3 protein-coding genes are annotated in these 20,622 nt (G+C 52.6%); 1 reads left to right on the top strand and 2 read right to left on the bottom strand.

All coding sequences use genetic code 11. The annotated features are described in order from the left end of the window. Positions 1 to 37: 37 nt before the first annotated feature. Positions 38 to 403, bottom strand: coding sequence for a MerR family transcriptional regulator (locus BLS69_RS27715; RefSeq protein ID WP_165980421.1), 366 nt, complete (start codon positions 401 to 403; stop codon positions 38 to 40). A gap of 129 nt (positions 404 to 532) precedes the next feature. Here BLS69_RS27715 and BLS69_RS27710 point away from each other — a divergent pair, with 129 nt between their 5' ends. Next, a complete protein-coding gene (locus BLS69_RS27710) occupies positions 533 to 1,183 on the top strand; it encodes a nitroreductase family protein (RefSeq protein WP_091038400.1) in 651 nt (216 codons plus the stop codon). 367 nt (positions 1,184 to 1,550) lie between these two features. Here BLS69_RS27710 and BLS69_RS27705 read toward each other — a convergent pair whose 3' ends face one another. Continuing rightward, positions 1,551 to 20,564, bottom strand: a complete 19,014-nt coding sequence (locus BLS69_RS27705) for a non-ribosomal peptide synthetase (RefSeq protein ID WP_091038399.1) — start codon at positions 20,562 to 20,564, stop codon at positions 1,551 to 1,553. Positions 20,565 to 20,622 lie beyond the last annotated feature (58 nt).

The raw sequence follows: 20,622 nt of genomic DNA, 5'->3' as shown, positions 1-20,622 counted from the left end.
AACGTACTGAATGAAAACCTCAAGAGGGACTTCCGGCTTAATACTTACCAAAACCTTCCTCACACGTGATATCCGATTTAAGAATTTCGTACAGATTTTGTTTGGAATTCTCTAATTGTTTTTGTGTTTCTTCAATTTCTGATATTTTCGCTTGGATAATGCTTGCTTGATCATTACTTGAAAACCCATGTTTAGAGATCATAGATTGGATCTCATGGATCGTAAAACCAACAGCTAAACATTGTTTGACCACGTCCAGATGCTGAATAATGCTCTGCGCATATATTCGATAGTTATTATGATCTCTCAGCATATGTTCATCCGGGATAATACCTATTTTCTCGTAGTAACGAATCGTGGATATCGGAAGGTTTACATGGTTCGCTACTTCACTAATCTTCATATGGATTTCCCCCGTTTCTTCTTCTTGCTATAAAGTATACTTCATAGTTTACAATCCTCATAGTGAGACAGATGGAGATATAATTTATACCCTACTCTCACCAATATAGATATGAGGAGAGATTTCAATATGAACACAATTACCGGTCAATTCAACAAAACAAATGATTTTGATAACATCGTCTTGGAGCGCCATTCCGTTAAAGTCTACGACCCTGAAGTGAAAATCAGTCGCGAGGAGATGACCGAAATACTGGCGAAAGCTTCCCGTGCCCCTTCGGCCATTAACATGCAACCTTGGCGTTTTCTTGTTATCGACAGTGCTGAAGGCAAAGAGAAGCTTGCACCACTGGCCTCTTTTAACCAGACACAGGCACTAACGTCTTCCGCTGTCATTGCCGTGTTTTACGATGCCTACAACGTTGAATACATGGAAGAGATTTTCAGCAAATCAGTGGAACTTGGATACATGCCACAAGACATCATGGATATGCAGATGCAGCAGGTACAACCTTATTATGCGAACATAAACGCATCCGAACTGCGTGACATGAACCTCATTGACTCAGGCCTCATATCCATGCAACTCATGCTCGTTGCCCGTGCTCATGGCTATGATACGAACCCTATGGCTGGTTATGACAAAGGTCAGATCGCCGAAGCGTTCGGCCTGGATAAAGAACGGTTCCAGCCCGTGATGTTGATCTCCATAGGTAAAGCAGCAAAAGATGGCTATCCTTCCTATCGTCTCCCGGTTGAAACGATTACAACTTGGGCGTAACCAACAGCTACTCTCAAGACTAAAATGATTATGGATGATGCTATAGTAAATACTAAGTCTGAAAAATAGATGAAAATCACTGTGAATCCCATAATACCAGAGTACTCATCCTATATCAGTTAAAGGCTTTCATTATAATAGCCTCATACTGATTTGGACATAGGAACATTAATTATACGTTCATAAACAAAGGGTCCTGATGACAACTGTCATCAGGACCCTTTGTTACATAACTTAAATACTTTTGTCAGGTGATAAAAAAGTCGTGAAACCCACCACAAATTTCCATTACCGCTTTTTCTCAATATACCGAATGTCGCATATAACGTGCTTAAATGATCCATCTTCACCCAAGCCGGATAAAGGATTAGAAAATAATATCAATAGCCTCTAGCTCATCTTGCTCCTGTTCGGATTGGTCGTTCAGGGAAATATCCTTGAGCAGCACCGAAGGCTGTTCGCCAATTTGGGTGATGATCACGAGCAGGTCCTGAGCGAAATTGTCGATCAGATTGCGCGTAAACAACTTGGTCGCATATTCAAACTGCCCGTTCATTCCCTCATCCAGCAACGAAATGACCAAGGTAAGGTCAAATTGGGAAACCGCATGCGTTTCCGGATAAGATTCGATCTGGATATCCCCGAAGCTTTGAACGTTATCTTCCTTCGTTTCCAGCGCAAACATGACATCGAATACAGGATTGCGGCTTTGATCGCGCGGCACCTGCAGCTTTTTAACAAGTTCTTCAAACGGATAATCCTGGTGGTCGTAGGCCCCCAGCATCGTTTCTTTGACTTCGTTTAAGTAAGCGAGGAACGTCTTCTCCCCGGATGGATAATGGCGAATCGCCAACGTGTTGACAAACATTCCGATGAGCGGCTCCAGGTCAGCATGTGTGCGGCCCGAAACCGGTGTGCCTACAATGAAGTCTTCTTGTCCCGAGTACTTGCTGAGCAGGATGGAATAGGCCGCCGATAACACCATATATAGGGTAGCACCGTTCTCATCGGCAATGCGCTGCAGCCTGTCGGTCATCTTCTTGTCGATACTGAAAGGCAGCACATCTCCCTCAAAGCTGCGAGCAGCAGGTCTGACAAAGTCCGTAGGCAACTCAAGCGTTGGCAGTTCACCTTCCAACATGTCCAGCCAGTAGGCTTCCTGGCGTTTCAGCCGTTCTTTTACAGGTTCGGACTGCTGCCAAGCGGCGAATTCCTTGTATTGAATCCGAAGCGGTTCCAGTGTCTCACCGTTATACAGGCGCAGCAGCTCTTCGATGAAGATACCCATAGACATGCCATCCGTGACGATATGATGAATGTCCAGCATAAGCAGATGACGTTCCGCTTCCCATTCAACTAAGCCCACACGCAGCAGCGGCGGCCGCTCCAAATCAAAGACACGTACAAAGGCATCCGCAATGCTTTTTGTTTCACTTTCCGTCGCTTTTGTATACTCGACGGCAAACTCTAAGTCCGAATAAACCCGTTGTACCGGTTCACCGTCGACCATTTCGAAGCCAGTTCGCAAAACTTCGTGACGAGCGATTAATCCTTTGAGCGCCGCCTCGAATTGATTCTGCTCCAAGCGCCCGACGAGAACCGTCATGCCGGACATGTTGTAGCTAAGCTCGGCACCTTCCATCTGCTGCTGGATGTACAGCCGTTTTTGCACAGAGGAAAGCGGATAATACTCCCTTTTATCCAGAACCGGAATGGAGAGGAATTCCTGCTGCTCCAATCGGCTAATCACTTCAGCCATCGCTTCAATAGTCGAGTACCGGAATACATCGCGCAGTGGCAGGTCCACGTGCAGCTCCTTGTGCACCTTGCTGACCAGCGTCGTCGCCCGCAGCGAGTGACCGCCGAGGTCGAAGAAGTTGTCCGTCACACCAATCGTAACTGACCCAAGCACGTCCTGCCAGATGGAGACCAATTTCGTCTCCAGATCGTTGCGCGGCGCCACGTATTCGCGCCCTGCACTTGCTCCCTCTTCCGGCGCCGGCAGCGCTTTCCGGTCGATTTTCCCGTTTGGTGTCAGAGGTAAATGCTCCAGCTCTACAAAGTACGACGGAATCATGTAACCGGGCAGCTCGCTGGAGATCGCTCGTTTCAGGTCGGCCGCCGTCAGTTCGATATCCGTTGTGTAGTACGCGCACAGCGCCTTTTGCCCGTTCGCATCACTTCGAACCAGCACAACCGCTTCGCGTATACCTACCACCCGCAGCAGCTGCGATTCGATCTCACCCGTCTCGATCCGGTAGCCCCGGATTTTCGCTTGATTGTCGATCCGGCCGATGAAATCCACGTTTCCGTCCTCCATCCACCGCGCCAAATCTCCCGTGCGATAAAGTCGCTCACCTACGACAAACGGACTATCTACAAACTTCTCTTCCGTCAGCTCTGGACGGTTCAAGTACCCGCGTGCCACACCGACTCCGCCGATAACCAATTCGCCCAGCACGCCGACTGGAACAGGATTCAGATGTGCATCCACGATGTAAAACTTCGCATTTAACCACGCTTTGCCAATCGGCACATGGCCTGTCTGCGGCAGTTTCTCCAACTCCTCGTCATAGAAACTGGAGTCAATTGCCGCTTCCGTCACGCCGTAGGCGTTAATGATGCGGAATGACGGGCCGAACCGTTCCTGCAAGGTACGGTAATCCGCTACACTGCAGCTGTCCGAGCTTGTGATCAACAGCTCCATATCGCTTAATTCCAACCCCTGCTCATGCACGTACTCCATGAACGGCACGATCAGCGCTGGTGTTGATTCAAAGATGGTGACCTGCTCCCGTTCTATCCAGTGGTGCAGACGAGACGGATCGATCCGGTCGTCCTTCGGTACAATGACCATGCTGCCGCCGTTGTACAACGTCCGCGCGATATCGCCCACGAAAACATCAAACGAGAAGCTGGCGAGTTGCAGCAGGCGCACCGGGAACTGATCCAACCGATATTCCCGTCGGTAACCCGCTGCCGTGTTCACCAGGCTGCGGTGCTCAATCATCACGCCCTTCGGCTTGCCCGTCGTTCCGGACGTGTAGATGATATACGCCAAATCCTCAGGACGGGCTTCATGGAAACTGTCCATACCGACAACATCAACATCATTTGGATAACTCTCACCACCACCGTTCACAGCCCCCGTTAGCTTGCCGTTGACTGGATCGAGAGCACTGCTGGAGCCTTGGCCGAAGTCCATTGGCGCATTGTTTCGTTCCCCGCTGTATGACGTTTCGTCGTCGAGATATAGCACCGTCGCCAGTGCCAGTTCCTCTTCGCTGACCCAGGCTTCAGCACGCTCTCGCAGGAGCGTTTGCGTTAGCAGCACCTTCGCTCCGCTGTCTTCGAGCATGAACCGCACGCGGTCCGCCGGATAATCCGGGTCGAGCGGTACATAGGCCCCGCCCGCTTTCCAGACAGCCAGCACGGCCACCAGCAGGTCCACCGAGCGCTCGGCGAGAATGCCAACAATCTCCTCACGGCCAATGCCGCTTCCGCGTAGCGTAGCCGCCAAGCGATTCGTCCGCTCGTTCAGCTCCGCGTACGTCAGCCGATCGTTCTCATATACGACGGCTTCCGCTTCCGGCGTGTGTTCCGCCTGTTTCTCGAACAGTCGATGGAACGCTGCCACAGGAGCCTCTTCCGGCTGCGCCGGGTTAAACGCGCCGACAATCTGCTCTTTTTCCTCTGCCGTTAACAAGTTCAGCTCGGCAATAGTCGCCGACGGGTTGCGGAGAATGGATTCAAGCAATTGCAAGTAGTGGGCAGCCAACTTCTCCACCGTTTCGGTTTTGTATAGAGCCGTGGCGTATTCAAACAGATATTCCAAGCCGTCCTCAATCTCCGTAACGTCCAAGCTGAGATCGAATTTAGAAACAATTTCTTCGCTGGCATACGTCGACAAATGAAGGCCCGGAAGCTGAATTTCCACATTTTCTGTATTCTGCAAAGCAAACATCGTATCAAACAGTGGATGACGGCGTAAATCACGAGCCACGTTTACCTTATCCACCAGTTCCTCAAACGGATAATTCTGATGTTCAAAAGCACTCAGCGTTGTCTCCCTGATTTCCTTCAAGTAGTCAAGGAACGTCTTACTGGCAGCCGGGTAACTGCGGATGGCCAAGGTATTAACGAACATCCCGATCAGCGGCTGAACGTCGCTATGATTTCTGCCCGCAATCGGCGTCCCAACCACCACGTCTTCCTGACCTGAATATTTATGCAGAAGTACTTTATACGCCGCAAGCAGAACCATGTAAAGCGTTGCGCCGTTCTCAGCTGCAAGCCGTTTCAGACCTTCGCTTTTCTCAATATTCATAAACAATTGCAGCGTGCGGCCCTCGTAGCTCTGCATAGCCGGGCGCGGATAGTCCGTCGGCATTTCCAAAACCGGCAGTTCTCCGCGGAACATGTCAATCCAGTAGGCTTCCTGCTTGGCAAGCTGCGTTTTCTGGTCGTCCGATTGCTGCCATACTGCATAATCTTTGTACTGAATGCGGAGTGGCTTGAGCGGCTCCCCGCTGTACAAGTGCACGAACTCTTCGATCAGTACGTCCATTGAAACGCCGTCAGATACGATATGATGTGTATCGAACATCAGGATGTGCCGGTCCGGCGCGAGTTCGGCAATGCCCACCCGCAGAAGTGGCGGCTTCGCTAGATCAAACGCACGAACGAATTGGCGCACCGTTTCTTCCGCCTGCTCCTCGCTGATCTGCACATATTCCACCTGGAAGGTGACTTCTTCGTAGATCCGCTGAACTGCTTCGCCTTCAACCATCTCAAAGCCAGTACGTAGCGTTTCATGACGAGCTACAAGCCCGCGGAACGCTTCTTCAAACCGCTGCCGGTTGAGCTGCCCTTCGAGCAGCATAGCTCCTGGTATGTTGTAGCTCAGCTCGCCTCCTTCCAGCTGGTTCAAGATATAGAGACGTTTCTGCGCGGAAGAGAGAGGATAATACTCGCTAGGTTCTGCAACCGGAATAGCCGTAAACGAGCCGATCTCCAAACGCTCCATAGCCACAGCCATTTCCTCAACTGTCGAGTAGCGGAATACGTCGCGAAGCGGGAATTGGGCGCCCAGCTCCTTATGCATTTTGCTGACAAGTGTTGTCGCCCGCAGGGAATGTCCACCGAGGTCGAAGAAGTTGTCCGTTACGCCTACCTTCTTCTCCCGAGCAAGCACTTCCTGCCAAATGGCGGCCAGTTTTACCTCCAGTTCGGTGCGCGGCGCCACGTATTCGCGGCCTCCGCCTGCTCCCCCTTCCGGCGCTGGCAGCGCCTTCCGGTCAATTTTCCCATTCGGCGTTAGAGGCAATTGCTCCAGTTCGACGAAATACGACGGAATCATGTATCCCGGCAGTTCGCTGGAGATCGCACGTTTCAAATCTGCCGCCGTCAAGTCTTTTTCCACTGTATAATAAGCGCACAACGCTTTCTGCCCCTCTTGATCTTCCCTGACAACAACGACTGCTTCCTTCACGCCACCTACACTCAGCAGCTTTGCTTCGACTTCGCCCGTCTCGATCCGGTAACCCCGGATTTTTGCCTGGTTATCGATCCGGCCGATGAAGTCCACGTTGCCGTCTTCCATCCACCGCGCCAAGTCTCCCGTGCGATACAACCGCTCACCAGCGGTGAAAGGGCTGTCTACAAACTTCTCTTCCGTCAGCTCTGGACGGTTCAAGTAACCGCGTGCTACCCCAACGCCGCCGATAACTAGCTCGCCCAGCACCCCGACCGGTACGGGATTCAGATGTGCATCCACGATGTAAAACTTCGCATTCAACCACGCTTTGCCAATCGGCACATGGCCTGTCTGCGGCAATTTCGCCAACTCCTCGTCATAAAAACTGGAGTCAATTGCCGCTTCCGTCACGCCGTAGGCGTTAATGATGCGGAATGACGGGCCGAACCGTTCCTGCAAGGTACGGTAATCTGCCACACTGCAGCTGTCCGAGCTTGTGATCAATAGCTCCATCCCGCTCAACTTTAGCCCTTGCTCGTGCACGTATTCCATAAACGGTACAATCAGCGCCGGCGTTGATTCAAAGATCGTCACTTGCTCCCGCTCTATCCAGTAGTGCAGACGAGAGGGATCAATCCGGTCGTCTTTCGGTACAATCACCATCGTGCCTCCGTTGTACAACGTCCGCGCGATATCGCCCACGAATACGTCAAACGAGAAGCTGGCGAGCTGCAGCAGCCGCACCGGGAACTGATCCAACCGATATTCCCGTCGGTAACCCGCTGCCGTGTTCACCAGGCTGCGGTGCTCGATCATTACACCCTTTGGTTTACCCGTTGTTCCCGACGTGTAGATGACGTACGCCAGATCCTCTGGACGGGCTTCATGGAAGTTGTCCATACCGACAACATCAACATCATTTGGGTGACTCTCATTACGGTCGTTCACAGCACCCGTCAGCTCGCCGGAGACCAGACCTGAAACCATGCTGGAGCCTTGGACGAAGTCCATTGGTGCATTCGCTCGGTCTTCGCTGTATGATGTTTCGTCATCGAGATACAGCACCGTCTCCAGTGCTAGTTCCTCTTCGCCAAGCCAGGATTCGGCACGCTCTCGCAGCAGCGTTTGTGTCAGCAGCACCTTCGCACCGCTGTCTTCCAGCATGAACCGCACGCGGTCCGCCGGATAATCCGGATCAAGCGGTACATACGCCCCTCCCGCTTTCCAGACGGCCAGCACGGCCACCAGCAAATCCACCGAACGCTCGGCGAGAATGCCAACGATTGTCTCCCGACTGATGCCGCTTCTACGCAGCGTTGCCGACAGGCGGTTCGCCCGCTCGTTCAACTCCGTATACGTCAACCGATCGTTCTCGTACACGACGGCTTCCTCTTCCGGTGTGCGCTCCGCCTGTTGCTCGAACAGTCGATGGAACGCTGCCACAGGAGCCACTTCCGGCTGGAACGGATTAAACACGCCGACAATTTCTTCTTTTTCCGCCGCCGTCAAAAGCTCTAACTCATGTACACGAACATTCGGATTAGCCGCAACCTGCTCCAATGCACGGGCAAAATGACCGTGGATCTGCCTGATGTCATGCTCTCTGAACGTCAGTGCATTGTACGTAAACCGCAGCAAAATATGCTCTTCCGGAATGACGGTAATGTCCAGATCGTAGTTCGTTTGTTCCGGCGATTGAATATTAGCGATTTTCAGCGCTTCTTGTCCTCCGCCGACAACCTGCTCAATCTGTTCTTCCATCGGATAATTTTCAAAGACCATAATATGGTTGATCAAGTCGCGCTTTTGCTCGCTCAGCGACTGAATTTCGAACAGTGGGAACGTTTCGTAAACTCCCGATGCCAGCGCTTGATCCTGGGTTTTTCTCAAAATATCGGCTACCGTTTCCTCGGCTTTACCTTGAATACGGACCGGGATCGTATTAATAAACAGGCCAATCATGCTTTCGATGCCCGGAATTTCCGCCGGACGCCCGGATACAACGGAGCCGAATACAACATCCTCGCTGTTGTTGTATATCTGTAGAACCAGTCCCCATACAGTCTGCATAAACGTGTTGAGTGTCACCTGCTGCTGGCGCGCCACACGCTCAATTTGCCCAGTCAGTCCTTGGCTGAGTTCCACATCGATTTCAGCCATTTCAAAAGCATGCTGTTTCAGCTGCGTTCTCTCCTGCGGCAGCTTGGTCTGCTGATCGTAACCCGCCAAATACTCCGACCAGTAATCCGAAGCTTTCACTACATCTTGAGCTTCCAACCATTCGATATACCGGGAGTACGAGGTAACCGGAGGAAGCTCTGGCGCTCGCTTCTCCTGAAACGCAAAGTAAGTGTCGAACACTTCCTTGATCATGAAGGACATGCACCAGCCATCCATCAAAATGTGATGATGACTCCAAATCACATGGTAAGACTCGTCGCCTGTGCGCAAAACGGTCACACGCATAAGAGAGTCTTGGGCCAAATCAAACTTGTTCGCTTTATCCGCGCTGACAAAATCGGCTATTGTCTTCTCCGGGTGTTCATCTCTTGCCAAGCGAATATCTTCAAAATACACTTCACACTTCCGCTCGCGGAATACCACTTGAATCGGCTCGTCTCTCCAGCCGGTAATAAAATTGGTCCGCAGCGCCTCATTTCGCTGTACCAGCGTATCCAATCCGCGAGTGAAAGCTTCCAAATTCAGGCTTCCGTACAGATCAAAGGTCACCTGTTCGAAGTAAGCTTCCGAATCGGCATCCAGCAAGCTATGGAACAACATCCCTTTTTGCAGCGGAGTCAGGGTATATACATTCTCCAGTTCGCCCAGTGCCGCCGTATGTTCGGACAGCTGCTCCAGTTCCTCCACCGTCATATCTTGAAGCAGTACGTCACTAGGCGTAAGCTCCGGCCGCTCTTTGGATACGCAATGGCTGATGACTTCACGCAAACTCGATTGAAGCAGGGTGCCCAGGCGCTCAACCGTCTCCCGTTGATACTGGGTTTCCCCATAACGGATCGTGAGTTCCAACACGCCTTCCGACACCATACCGTTGATATCGAGGACATAATCCATCACAGCATTTGGGCTTGAATCGGAGCCCGGACTGAACGGAGACGGCTGCGAGCCGCTGCTTTCGTAATCCTGATCGAACTGACCCAAATAGTTAAAACTGATCTCCGGCTCCAAAACGAAGCTCTCTCCGTCACGCGGCGCCGACAAATAACGCTGGATGCCGTAGCCGATTCCTTTGTTCGGAATGCGGCGCAAGTTTTCTTTCACCTGTTTCACCTGATGACCGAGTGCCTGAGCGTGACCCAGCTTCAGAACAACAGGGAATTGGCTTGTAAACCAACCTACCGTGCGCGTAATGTCCACATCTGGCAAAAGTTCTTCCCGGCCGTGGCCTTCGAGATTCACCAGCACGCGTTCCTGACTGCTCCAAGCTTGTACGGAGAGGCCCAGCGCAGTAAGCAGCAAATCATTCATTTCCGTATGGTAAGCACGGTGAGCCTGCTTCAGCAGCTGTTCAGTTTCGTCCGCTGTCCATCGAACGGTTACGAGCCCGCTGTCCTTCAGTTTGGATCTGCCTTGTTCAAAATCTTTTGGAAGCGGCTCATAGGTCATTTGCTCAATATGCTGCCAGTACTCTCTTTCGCTTTCCATCGCTGGCCCGTTCGCATGATCAGCGAGCTGTTTCGCCCACGTTTGGAATGAATCGGTTTTGAGCGGCAAGCGAATCGGTTGCCCTTGCAGCGCCTGCTCATAGGCGGCAGCAAAATCCTCAAGCAGAATCCGCCAGGATACGCCGTCTACGACCAAGTGATGGATTGCGATGAGCAGGTGGTCGCCGTCGTCACAGCGGAACAAGCCAAGCTTCACCAGCGGACCGTTTTCCAGATCAATGCTTGCTTGAATGTCATTTGCCTTAGCCTCTACCGCTTCTTTCACGTCGCTGGCTCCCTTGAAATCGACAACCTCCAGATCGAACAGCACTTCGTTCTCCCCGGCGCCTCGGTTCCAGGCGGTATAACCATTCTCGGTTTGACGATAAACCGCACGAAGAGCATCGTGATGCACGATAAGCTGACCCACCGCTTGGCGTAAAGCTTTTTCATCAAAGCCTTGCTTGGAGAACTGCATGATCGCCTGGTTGCTGTGATGAACGTCGGCCGGATTCTGTTCAAAGAACCAGCGCTGAATCGGGGTCAGGATCACCTCTCCCGTCACTTCGGATTGGCTTGCCGTTCTCTCCGCGTTTTGCAACCGCAAACTAAGGGCGGAAATCGTAGGGTAATGGAACAAATCTTTCATGACCAGCTTGTACCCCGTTTGCAAAAGACGAGAAGATACCTGTAAAGCTTTAATTGAATCCCCACCAAGCGCAAAGAAATTATCCATGGTGCCAACCTGATCCACGCCTAACACTGACTGCCAGACCAACGCGAGTGCTTTCTCGGCAGGAGTACGCGGCGCCGTGTATGCAGCCTCGGCACGAATGCTTCCTTCCGGCACAGGCAACGCTTTACGGTCGATCTTGCCGTTCGGTGTAAGCGGTAGTTGATCCAGACGCATGATTCGTGAAGGCACCATATGAGAAGGCAGTACGGCGTCCAGATGGGCCACAAGCCCTTCCAGATCAAAGCTGGAATCCACTACGATATACCCGCACAAATATTTCTGCCCCCGCTCGTCCGTCCGGTCGATGACAAGCGCTTGACGCACCTCGGCAACATTTTTCATGGCCGCTTCAATCTCACCAAGCTCGATCCGGTAACCGCGAATTTTCACCTGATTGTCGATTCGGCCGATGAAATCTACGTTGCCGTCCGGCATCCAGCGTGCCAGATCACCCGTCCGGTACAACCGCTCCCCAGCGGTGAACGGGCTATCTACGAATTTCTCCGCCGTCAAATCCGGGCGGTTCAAGTAACCGCGGGCCACACCCACTCCGCCGATAACCAGCTCGCCGAGCACCCCGATCGGCACCGGCTTCAGATTTGTATCCACGATGTAGAATCTGGCGTTAAGCCATGCTTTCCCGATTGGCACGCTGCCCGTTTTCGGCAACTTCTCAAGCGGCTCGTCATAGAAGCTAGAGTCAATCGCTGCTTCCGTTACGCCGTAGCTGTTAATAATACGGAACTGCGAGCCAAAGCGCTCCTGCAAGGTGCGGTAATCTGCTACACTACACGCATCCGAGCTTGTGATCAGCAACTGCATCGAGCTGAGGTCCAGACCCTCGGCATACACATGCTCCATGAACGGCACAACCAGCGCAGGAGTTGATTCGAACACTGTCACGGCGTAGTCGCGAATCCAGCCATAGAGGCGGGTTGGATCAATTCGGTCTTCCTTCGGCACGATGACCATCGTGCCACCGTTGTACAGCGCCCGTGCAATGTCACCAACGAACACATCAAAGGAGAAACTGGCAAGTTGCAGCAGCCGGATCGGGAACTGATCCAGACGGTAGTCCCGCCGGTAGCCCGCCGCCGTGTTCACCAAGCTGCGGTGTTCCACTGCCACGCCCTTCGGACGGCCCGTCGTACCGGAGGTGTAGATGACATAAGCCAGATCGCCCGGCTTGTTTACATTTACCGGATTTGATGCGAGATCCGCCGCTTGTACGTTCTGCTCAGCTTCTGCCGTGGCAGATGTTTCGACAGCAGCCATTGCCACTTGCACCAAAGCCTCCGCCTCCGCGCCTGCTTCGCCTAAAGCTTGTAGGCCCACAGCCGTTTCTGCCGCTCCGAGGCTGTACGTCGTGGCGTCATCAAGTGCAAGCACCGTTTGCAGCGTTAAAGCTCCGTCGCTGCGCCAAGCTTCCGCCTGCTCCAACAGGCAGGTCTGCGTAAGCAGCACCGATGCACCGCTATCCGCGAGCATATATTCGATCCGCTCCGCTGGATAGTCGGGGTCAAGCGGTACATAAGCGCCGCCAGCTTTCCATACGGCGAGTACCCCAATCAACAGCTCCGCTGAACGGCCGGCCAGAATGCCGACCACCTGTTCCGGCTTCACCCCGCGTGCCCGCAGTACATACGCCAAACGATTCGCTTTGGCGTTCAGCTCCGCATACGTCAGCTTGTTGTCTTCGTAGACAACCGCCAGCGCTCCCGGAGTGCGCTCCGCCTGCTCCTCGAACAGCTCGTGGAACGTACTCTCTCTCCAAGACTCCTCTGCTTCCAAACCTGTATCCTCTGTGGCGGATTGCTTTGCAAGAGCCGAAGAAGACACGTCAAACCCAACCAATAAATTATCCTTTTCGCTGTCTGTTAACATGTCCAAATCTGAAATCTGCGCACCCGGCTGAGCCAGGATCGACGCCAAAAGTTGCTCGTAATGACCCGCCAGCCGTACCATCGTTTCCTGTTTAAACAACGAGGTAGCGTACTCGATCTTGCAAACCAACTCGTTACCCTCTTCCACGATATCCAAGCTAAGATCAAACTTCGCCGTCTTTTCCTCGATGTCAAACAGCGACCATTCCAGGCCTTCCAGGGTTAAATCCAGGCTTTCGTGCTTTTGCAAAGAAAACATGGTATCAAACAGCGGATTCCGGCTTAAATCCCGGCTCACCTGAAGAGCTTCTACCAGCTCCTCAAACGGATAGTCCTGGTGTTCGTAGGCTCCAAGCGTCGTTTCCTTCACTTCCTGCAAGTAATCCATGAACGTCAGCTCTGCCGTCGGACCCAAGCGAAGGGCCAGCGTATTGACAAACATGCCGATAATCGGCTGCAAGTCGGCGTGAGAACGAGCGGCAATCGGAGTACCGACCACGATATCTTCCTGTCCCGCATATTTATGAAGCAATACGGAGTACGCAGCCAGCAGAAGCATGTACAACGTCGCCCCCGAATCGCTGGCAAGCTGTTTGAGAGCTTCACCTTTCTCCGCATCTAGCCTAAACGTGAGCGTTTGACCGTCAAACTGCTGAATGGCTGGACGGGAGTAATCAAGAGGCAGCTCAAGAACCGGAAGCTCGGAGCTGAATACCCCGCGCCAGTATTCCTCCTGTCGTTTGATGCGTTGACGCTGTTCCTCGGATTGCTGCCAAACGGCGTAATCCTTGTATTGAATCCGCAGCTCTGGCAGTTCTCCCCCATTGTATAGCCGCACGAATTCACGCAGCAGCACATCCATGGAAAGGCCGTCGGAAGCAATGTGATGCATATCCAGCGCGAGCAGAAATTTTTCTTTCTCCAATTCGATCAGCAGGGCGCGCAGCAAAGGCGGCTGGGTCAAATCAAAAGGCTGAATGAAGCCTTCAAGAATGGCTGCAACCTGATCTTCGCTTGCTTGAATCTTCTCGACCTTGAAAGCGACGAGTGGATGAATACGCTGAATCGGCTCCCCATTCATAATTTCAAAACCAGTGCGGAGCATATCGTGCCGGGCCATCAAAGTAGTCAGCACATCTTCAACTTTGGCCTCGTTCAAAGCCCCTTCCAATTGTAAGGCGCTTGGAAGGTTATAATTCAGCTCCAAGCTATCCAGCTGGTGCAGGACGTATAGCCTTTTTTGTGCAGAGGAAACCGGATAATATGCTTTCTCTTCCGCTTTTGGAATCGAGCTGTGCTCTGATTCTTCCAAGTTGGCAATAGCCCCAGCCATCGACTCTACCGTCATATAGCGGAACACATCGCGAAGCGGAAATTCCACGTTCATTTCCTTCCGAATCTTGCTGACAAGGTTTGTCGCCCGCAAGGAATGCCCTCCGAGCTCGAAGAAATTGTCCAGGGCCCCAATGCCGGAGTTGCCCAGAACTTCCTCCCATATCTTCACAAGCTGGGACTCCGTAAGGTTACGAGGGGCTACGTATTCAACGCCCGTTTGCAGGCTACCTTGCGGCTCCGGCAGTGCTTTACGGTCCACTTTGCCGTTGGACGTCAGCGGCATGCGTTCCAGCTGCACGAAGTACGACGGGATCATATATCCCGGCATTCCCTGGGCCAGCGAGGTTCTCATTTCGCTAACCGTCAGCGTCCGGTCCGCCACAAAGTAGGCAACAAGCGCCTTTTCGCCCCCGTTGTCCTGACGGGAAAGCACCACCGCTTCTTCCACGCCCTCCACGTTCAGCAGTTGGGTCTCAATTTCGTCCAACTCGATTCGGTACCCGCGGATTTTGACCTGATGGTCGATCCGGCCGAGGTATTCAATGTTGCCGTCCGGTAGCCAGGCCGCCAAGTCACCCGAACGGTACAGTTTCTCCCCCTCCGCAAACGGCGAATCAACAAACTTTTCCGCCGTCAGATCCGGGCGATTCAGGTATCCTCTCGCCAGGCCTTCCCCGGATACGTACATTTCGCCTGCTACCCCGATCGGAACAGGACGACGGTTTTCATCCAGAACGTACACGCTCAACGTCGGGATCGGCTTGCCGATATTACTCTTCGCCGCCTCCATCTCGATCCATGTGATTTCCTTATACGTCACGTGAACCGTCGTTTCGGTAATACCGTACATATTGATCAGTTTTGTCTCCAGATACTTCGTCTTAAAACCCTTGAGCAACAGCGGGCTGAGCGCTTCGCCGCCGAAGATGACGTTGCGAATCCTCAGATCGTACGGATGGTCCGCTAAAACCTCACGCAGCAGTTGGTAGAAATATGTTGGTGTCTGGTTCAAAATCGTGACCCGTTCGCGGCTCAGCAGTGCTAGGAACTCGGCCGGATTTTTCGCCGTAAGCGGCGGTACGATAACCAGCTTTCCTCCATTCAGCAGCGCTCCGTACATCTCCCAGACGGAGAAATCGAAGCAGAACGAGTGGAATAACGTCCACGTGTCGGACGACCCAAAGTCGAACAGGTTCTTGTCGTTGAACAAAAGGCGCACAACGTTTTTATGCTCGATCAACGTGCCTTTGGGTTTGCCGGTCGTTCCCGATGTGTAGATGACATAAGCCAAGTTACCCGGCCCGGAAATCGGCTCTAGATTCGAAGCGTCCAGCGCACCAGCGGAGTCTGCCCCTTTGTCGACCCAAACGAAATCGTCCAATTCAAGGCGCGTTCCTGCGAAGTCAGTCTTCTCATGCAAATGCTTTTGAATCAGCAATAACGGTGCGCCCGAATCCTCAATCATGAAGCGGATGCGTTCCTCCGGGTAGTCGGGATCAACAGGCACGTAGGCTCCGCCCGCTTTGAGAATCGCCAGAATGCCGACGACCATATCAAGCGAACGTTCGGCTAGAATCGCTACCAACTGATCCGCTTCGACTCCTGTCTCCCGCAGCTTACGCGCAAGGCGGTTGGATCGCTCGTTCAGTTCGTGGTAGCTCAACTGCCGCTCATTCATGACGGCGGCCACGTTATCCGGGTAAAGCTTCGCCTGCTCTTCGAACAAGCCATGAATCGTCTGCTGACGCGGGTAGTCTGCCTCCGAATCATTAAAACCGCGCACCAGTTCACGGATTTCCTGCTCCGTTAGCATTTCCAGTGAAGCAATATCCCCTTCCGGCGCTGTTGCGATAGTTTCGAGTAGCTTGTCATAATGTCTGGCGAACCGCTCCGCAGTCTCCTGTTTATATAAAGCAGTAGCGTACTCCAACCGGCATTCGAGCTGACCATCCAGCTCCGAAATATCCAGAAGCAGCTCGAACTTGGACGTTCGGTTTTCCAACGGATAAAACGATTGCTCCAGCCCCTCGATGACAATTTGCTCATTCTCCGTATTTTGCAGGGAGAAGAACGTATCAAAGAGCGGATTCCGGCCGGTCGCGCGCGGAATGTGAAGACTTTCCACCAAATCTTCGAACAAATAATTTTGGTGTTCAAAAGCCCCGAGTGTGATTTCCTTCATTTCTTCCAAATACTTAAGGTACGGCTTGGAACGCTCCGGCTGGCTGCGAATGGCAAGCGTGTTGATAAACATACCTACGATTGGCTGCACTTCTTCCTGCGTTCTTCCGGCAATCGGCGTTCCCACGATCAGATCTTCCTGACCCGAATATTTATGCATAAGGATCGAGTAAGCAGACAACAGCACCATGTACAGGGTCGTGCCCGTCCGTGCGGCCAGTTCTTTCAGCTTCTCCGTCCGTTCTTTCCCAATATCAAACTTCACGGTCCGGCCGTCAAAACTTTGCACCGCAGGCCGCGGGAAGTCCGTCGGAAGTTCCAATACAGGCAGCTCGCCCGACAGCTGTTCCAGCCAGTACTCCTTCTGCGGCTGGATCAACTGCCCGTAGGCTTCGGAATGCTGCCAAACGGCATAATCTTTGTATTGAATACGCAACGGAGCCAGCTCCTCACCCCGATACAGGCGGCTGAACTCGTCGAAAAGCAGCGCTGTCGAGATGCCATCCGAGACGATATGGTGCATATCAAACAGCAGAATGTGGCGATCCTCGGCGACTTCGATCAGGCCGATGCGAAGAAGTGGCGGCTTGGTCAGATCAAATGGGTGATAGTATGCTTCCACCACTTGGTCCACTTCTCGCTCGCTCACCTGGAAATAATCTACAGCAAACTCCACCTCGTCATAGATGCGCTGCACAAACTCGCCTTGAACCTGCTCGATCCCGGTACGCAGTGTCTCATGGCGCTGAATCAACGCCCGGAACGCGTACTCTACGCGCGTGCGGTCCAGCTTGCCTTCGAGAAGAAGCGCCGCCGACATATTGTAGCTACGCTCGGCCGCGTCAAGCTGGCGCAGGACGTACAGACGCTTTTGCTCGGATGAAACCGGATAATACTCGGCCTCTGCCGCCTTTGTAATCTCATACGTCTCCTGCTGCTTTAAACCGCCGATTCTTTGGGCCAGCTGTTCGATCGTGGTGTAGCGGAAAACGTCCCGCAGCGGAACCTCGACTTGCAGCTCTTTTCGAATCTTGGAAACAAGCGTGGAGGCCCGCAAGGAATGACCACCCAGGTCAAAGAAATCGTCTTGGACTCCAACTCTCGCAATACCCAGCACCTGCTGCCAAATAAGAGCAAGTCTTGTTTCCAGCGTTGTGCGAGGAGCCACATGCTCACGGCCCGCTTCTACCTCTCCGGTCGGTTCAGGCAGCGCTTTACGGTCAATCTTGCCATTTGGTGTTAGCGGAAGCTGATCAAGAGACACCAGCCGGGCCGGAACCATATGCACAGGCAGCTCTTGCTTCAATTGGGACAGCAGATCGCTCAGCTGCAAGGAAACATCCCCTGCCACGTAACCGCACAAATACTTTTGCCCCTGCTCATCCGTACGGTCAGTCACAACAGCCTGCTTAATCCCCGGGAAACGCAACAGGGCCGTTTCAATTTCGCCGAGTTCGATCCGGAACCCGCGAATTTTCACCTGATAGTCGATCCGGCCGATGAAGTCAACGTTGCCGTCTTCCAGCCAGCGGGCCAAATCTCCTGTCCGATACAGACGTTCGCCGGACACAAACGGGCTGTCTGCAAACTTCTCGGCGGTTAGGTCCGGACGGTTCCAATACCCGCGCGCCACCCCGGCGCCGCCGATGACAAGCTCACCCGGAACCCCTACAGGAACCGGCTTTAACCCGGCATCGACAATGTAAAACCGGGCGTTCAGCCAGGCTTTGCCGATCGGCACATGACCCAACGATGGCAGCTTGTCCAGCGGCTCATCGTAAAAACTGCTGTCAATGGCCGCTTCGGTAACGCCGTAGCTGTTGATGATGCGAAATTGTCCGCCGAATCTTTCCTGCAGCAATCGGTAATCGGTGACACTGCAAGCATCGGAGCTGGTAATCAGCAGCTGCATGGAGCTAACGTCTAGCCCTTCTTCATAAATATGCTGCATGAACGGTAGGATGAGCGCAGGTGTCGATTCAAATACCGTAATGTTTTGGTCCCGAATCCAGCCGTATAAGCGGTTCGGATCAATCCGGTCATCCTTTGGCACAATTACCATCGTGCCTCCGTTATACAGCGTCCGCGCGATGTCTCCAACAAACACGTCAAACGAAAAGCTTGCCAGTTGCAGCAGCCTCACCGGGAACTGATCCAACCGGTACTCACGGCGGTATGCATCCGCCGTATTCATGAGACTACCATGCTCAATCATGACGCCTTTTGGGCGTCCCGTCGTACCCGAGGTGTAAATCACATAAGCCAAGTCTTGCGGGGCACTATCAGCAGATTCAAATGCCACGGCTGCTGAGGTATCCCCGTTATACATCTGTTCATCGTCCATCGCATAGACAGCTTGAAGCTTCAGCCGGTCATCAGCCAACCAACCTCCGGTCCCCTCCAACAGATGACGCTGCGTAAGCAGCACCGATGCTTCGCTATCGCTGAGCATGTACTCAATCCGCTCCGCCGGATAATCGGGGTCCAGCGGTACATAAGCTCCGCCAGCTTTCCATACAGCGAGCACACCGACCAGCAGTTCCACCGAACGCTCCGCCCAGATCCCCGTAATCGTCTCCCTTCCCACGCCCTGTTCACGAAGGAGCGAAGCCAGAAGCTCGGCGCGTTTGTTCAATTCGCCGTAAGTCAGCTTTTTGTCCATGTAAACAACTGCCGGGTGATCCGGAATGTCTCGGGCAAACTTTTCGACATACCGATGAAACGCTATTCCCTCGTTCAGTGCTGCCACCGGCGGGTTAAACACGTCCAGAATTCGGCGTCTCTCCTCATCGCTCAGTAGAGAAATCTCGCGTACACGCAGTTCGGGAGTCTCAAGAAACTGGTCCAAAACGGTTACATACTGTTCCATAATGCGATCAATCTCGGTCGTCTCGAACAGGCCGGTACGATAGGAAGCATGGAGAATGACATGGCCTTCATTCAGCATATGGTCGAAGCGCAGCAGTAAATCGTCCATCTCGTGCCTAGCAAAGTGAGCCTCCAGACGTACCTTGATTTCTTCGTACTCCACGATTTTCAAAGGCAGATATTCTAGAGACGTGCGGAACAGCTCCGAAAGATCGTTGCGGCCGTGTTGTTCACGTAAATCCTGGATCAATTGGTTATAAGGATATTTCTGATGCCGCAGATCCGCCGTATTTTCCTTGGAAACCGTTTGGATCAAGGAAAGCACGGACCCATCTGGATTCAGACTAATCCGCGTAGCCACGGTGCTGACGAACATACCGATCGTATCTTTTTCCTTCTTGCTGGTGCGATTGGCAAAAACCGTTCCGACCGGCACATCGGTGCTGTCGGTCAGCTTGTACAATAAAACGTACATGGCGGACAAAAATAACGTATATAAACTGACCTGATATTGTTCGCTAAAAGCCAGAATGCGGTCGTAGCGGGAAGCATCCAAAGTGATTGAACGTTTATTCGATTCGCTGCCAATCGAGAATGGCGGAACCGATTTAATGCCGCTCGTTTCAGGCAAAGTGTTGTACTTGGTCAGCCAGTATTCCTTGCCTTTTTGATAACGTTGCGATTGCTCATACTCACGCTCAGTTGAAATATAATCCAAATAGGAAGGGGCCTGGTAACTGCTGGAGATGCCTTTGCGCAGTTCGAGGTATTTTTCCATCACCGCATGCAGCAAAGCAGTGACGGACAAACCATCGGCGATGATATGATTTACAGTCAAATTAAGCCATACTTGGCCGTTCGCAAAATGGAGCATCGTAAATTGATAGAGGTGTTCGTCGAACACGCTGGCCGGTTTTTCGGTTACTTCTTTCACCCAAGCATAGAATTGTTCGGTCGTGCCTATTTCGAGGTGGCTTATCCTGGTTTGGACATTCTCCGTCTCTTCGAACCACTGCGTTGGATTTTGCAAATCCCCGCCAATGCGGATTCGGAAAGCATCATAGGTTTTGACAATCTCTGCCGCCGCTTGCTCCAGCAGCTTGGTGTCGATCTCGCCCGTAATCTGGTAGGTCGCGGAAAGCATCGTGATGGATGTGCCCGGATTCATAATTTCCATGAACCATATCCGGCGCTGGGCTTGCGTTAATCCATATTGCTTGTTCGTATTCTCTCTCACATCGACACACTCCCGTATTAGAGATTGTTTGTAGTTAGGCTTTGTACCTGGATATCAG

The sequence above is a fragment of the Paenibacillus sp. CF095 genome, assembly GCF_900101225.1.
In the GTDB taxonomy this organism is placed as follows: domain Bacteria; phylum Bacillota; class Bacilli; order Paenibacillales; family Paenibacillaceae; genus Paenibacillus.
This window is presented reverse-complemented; position numbering and strand designations above follow the sequence as displayed.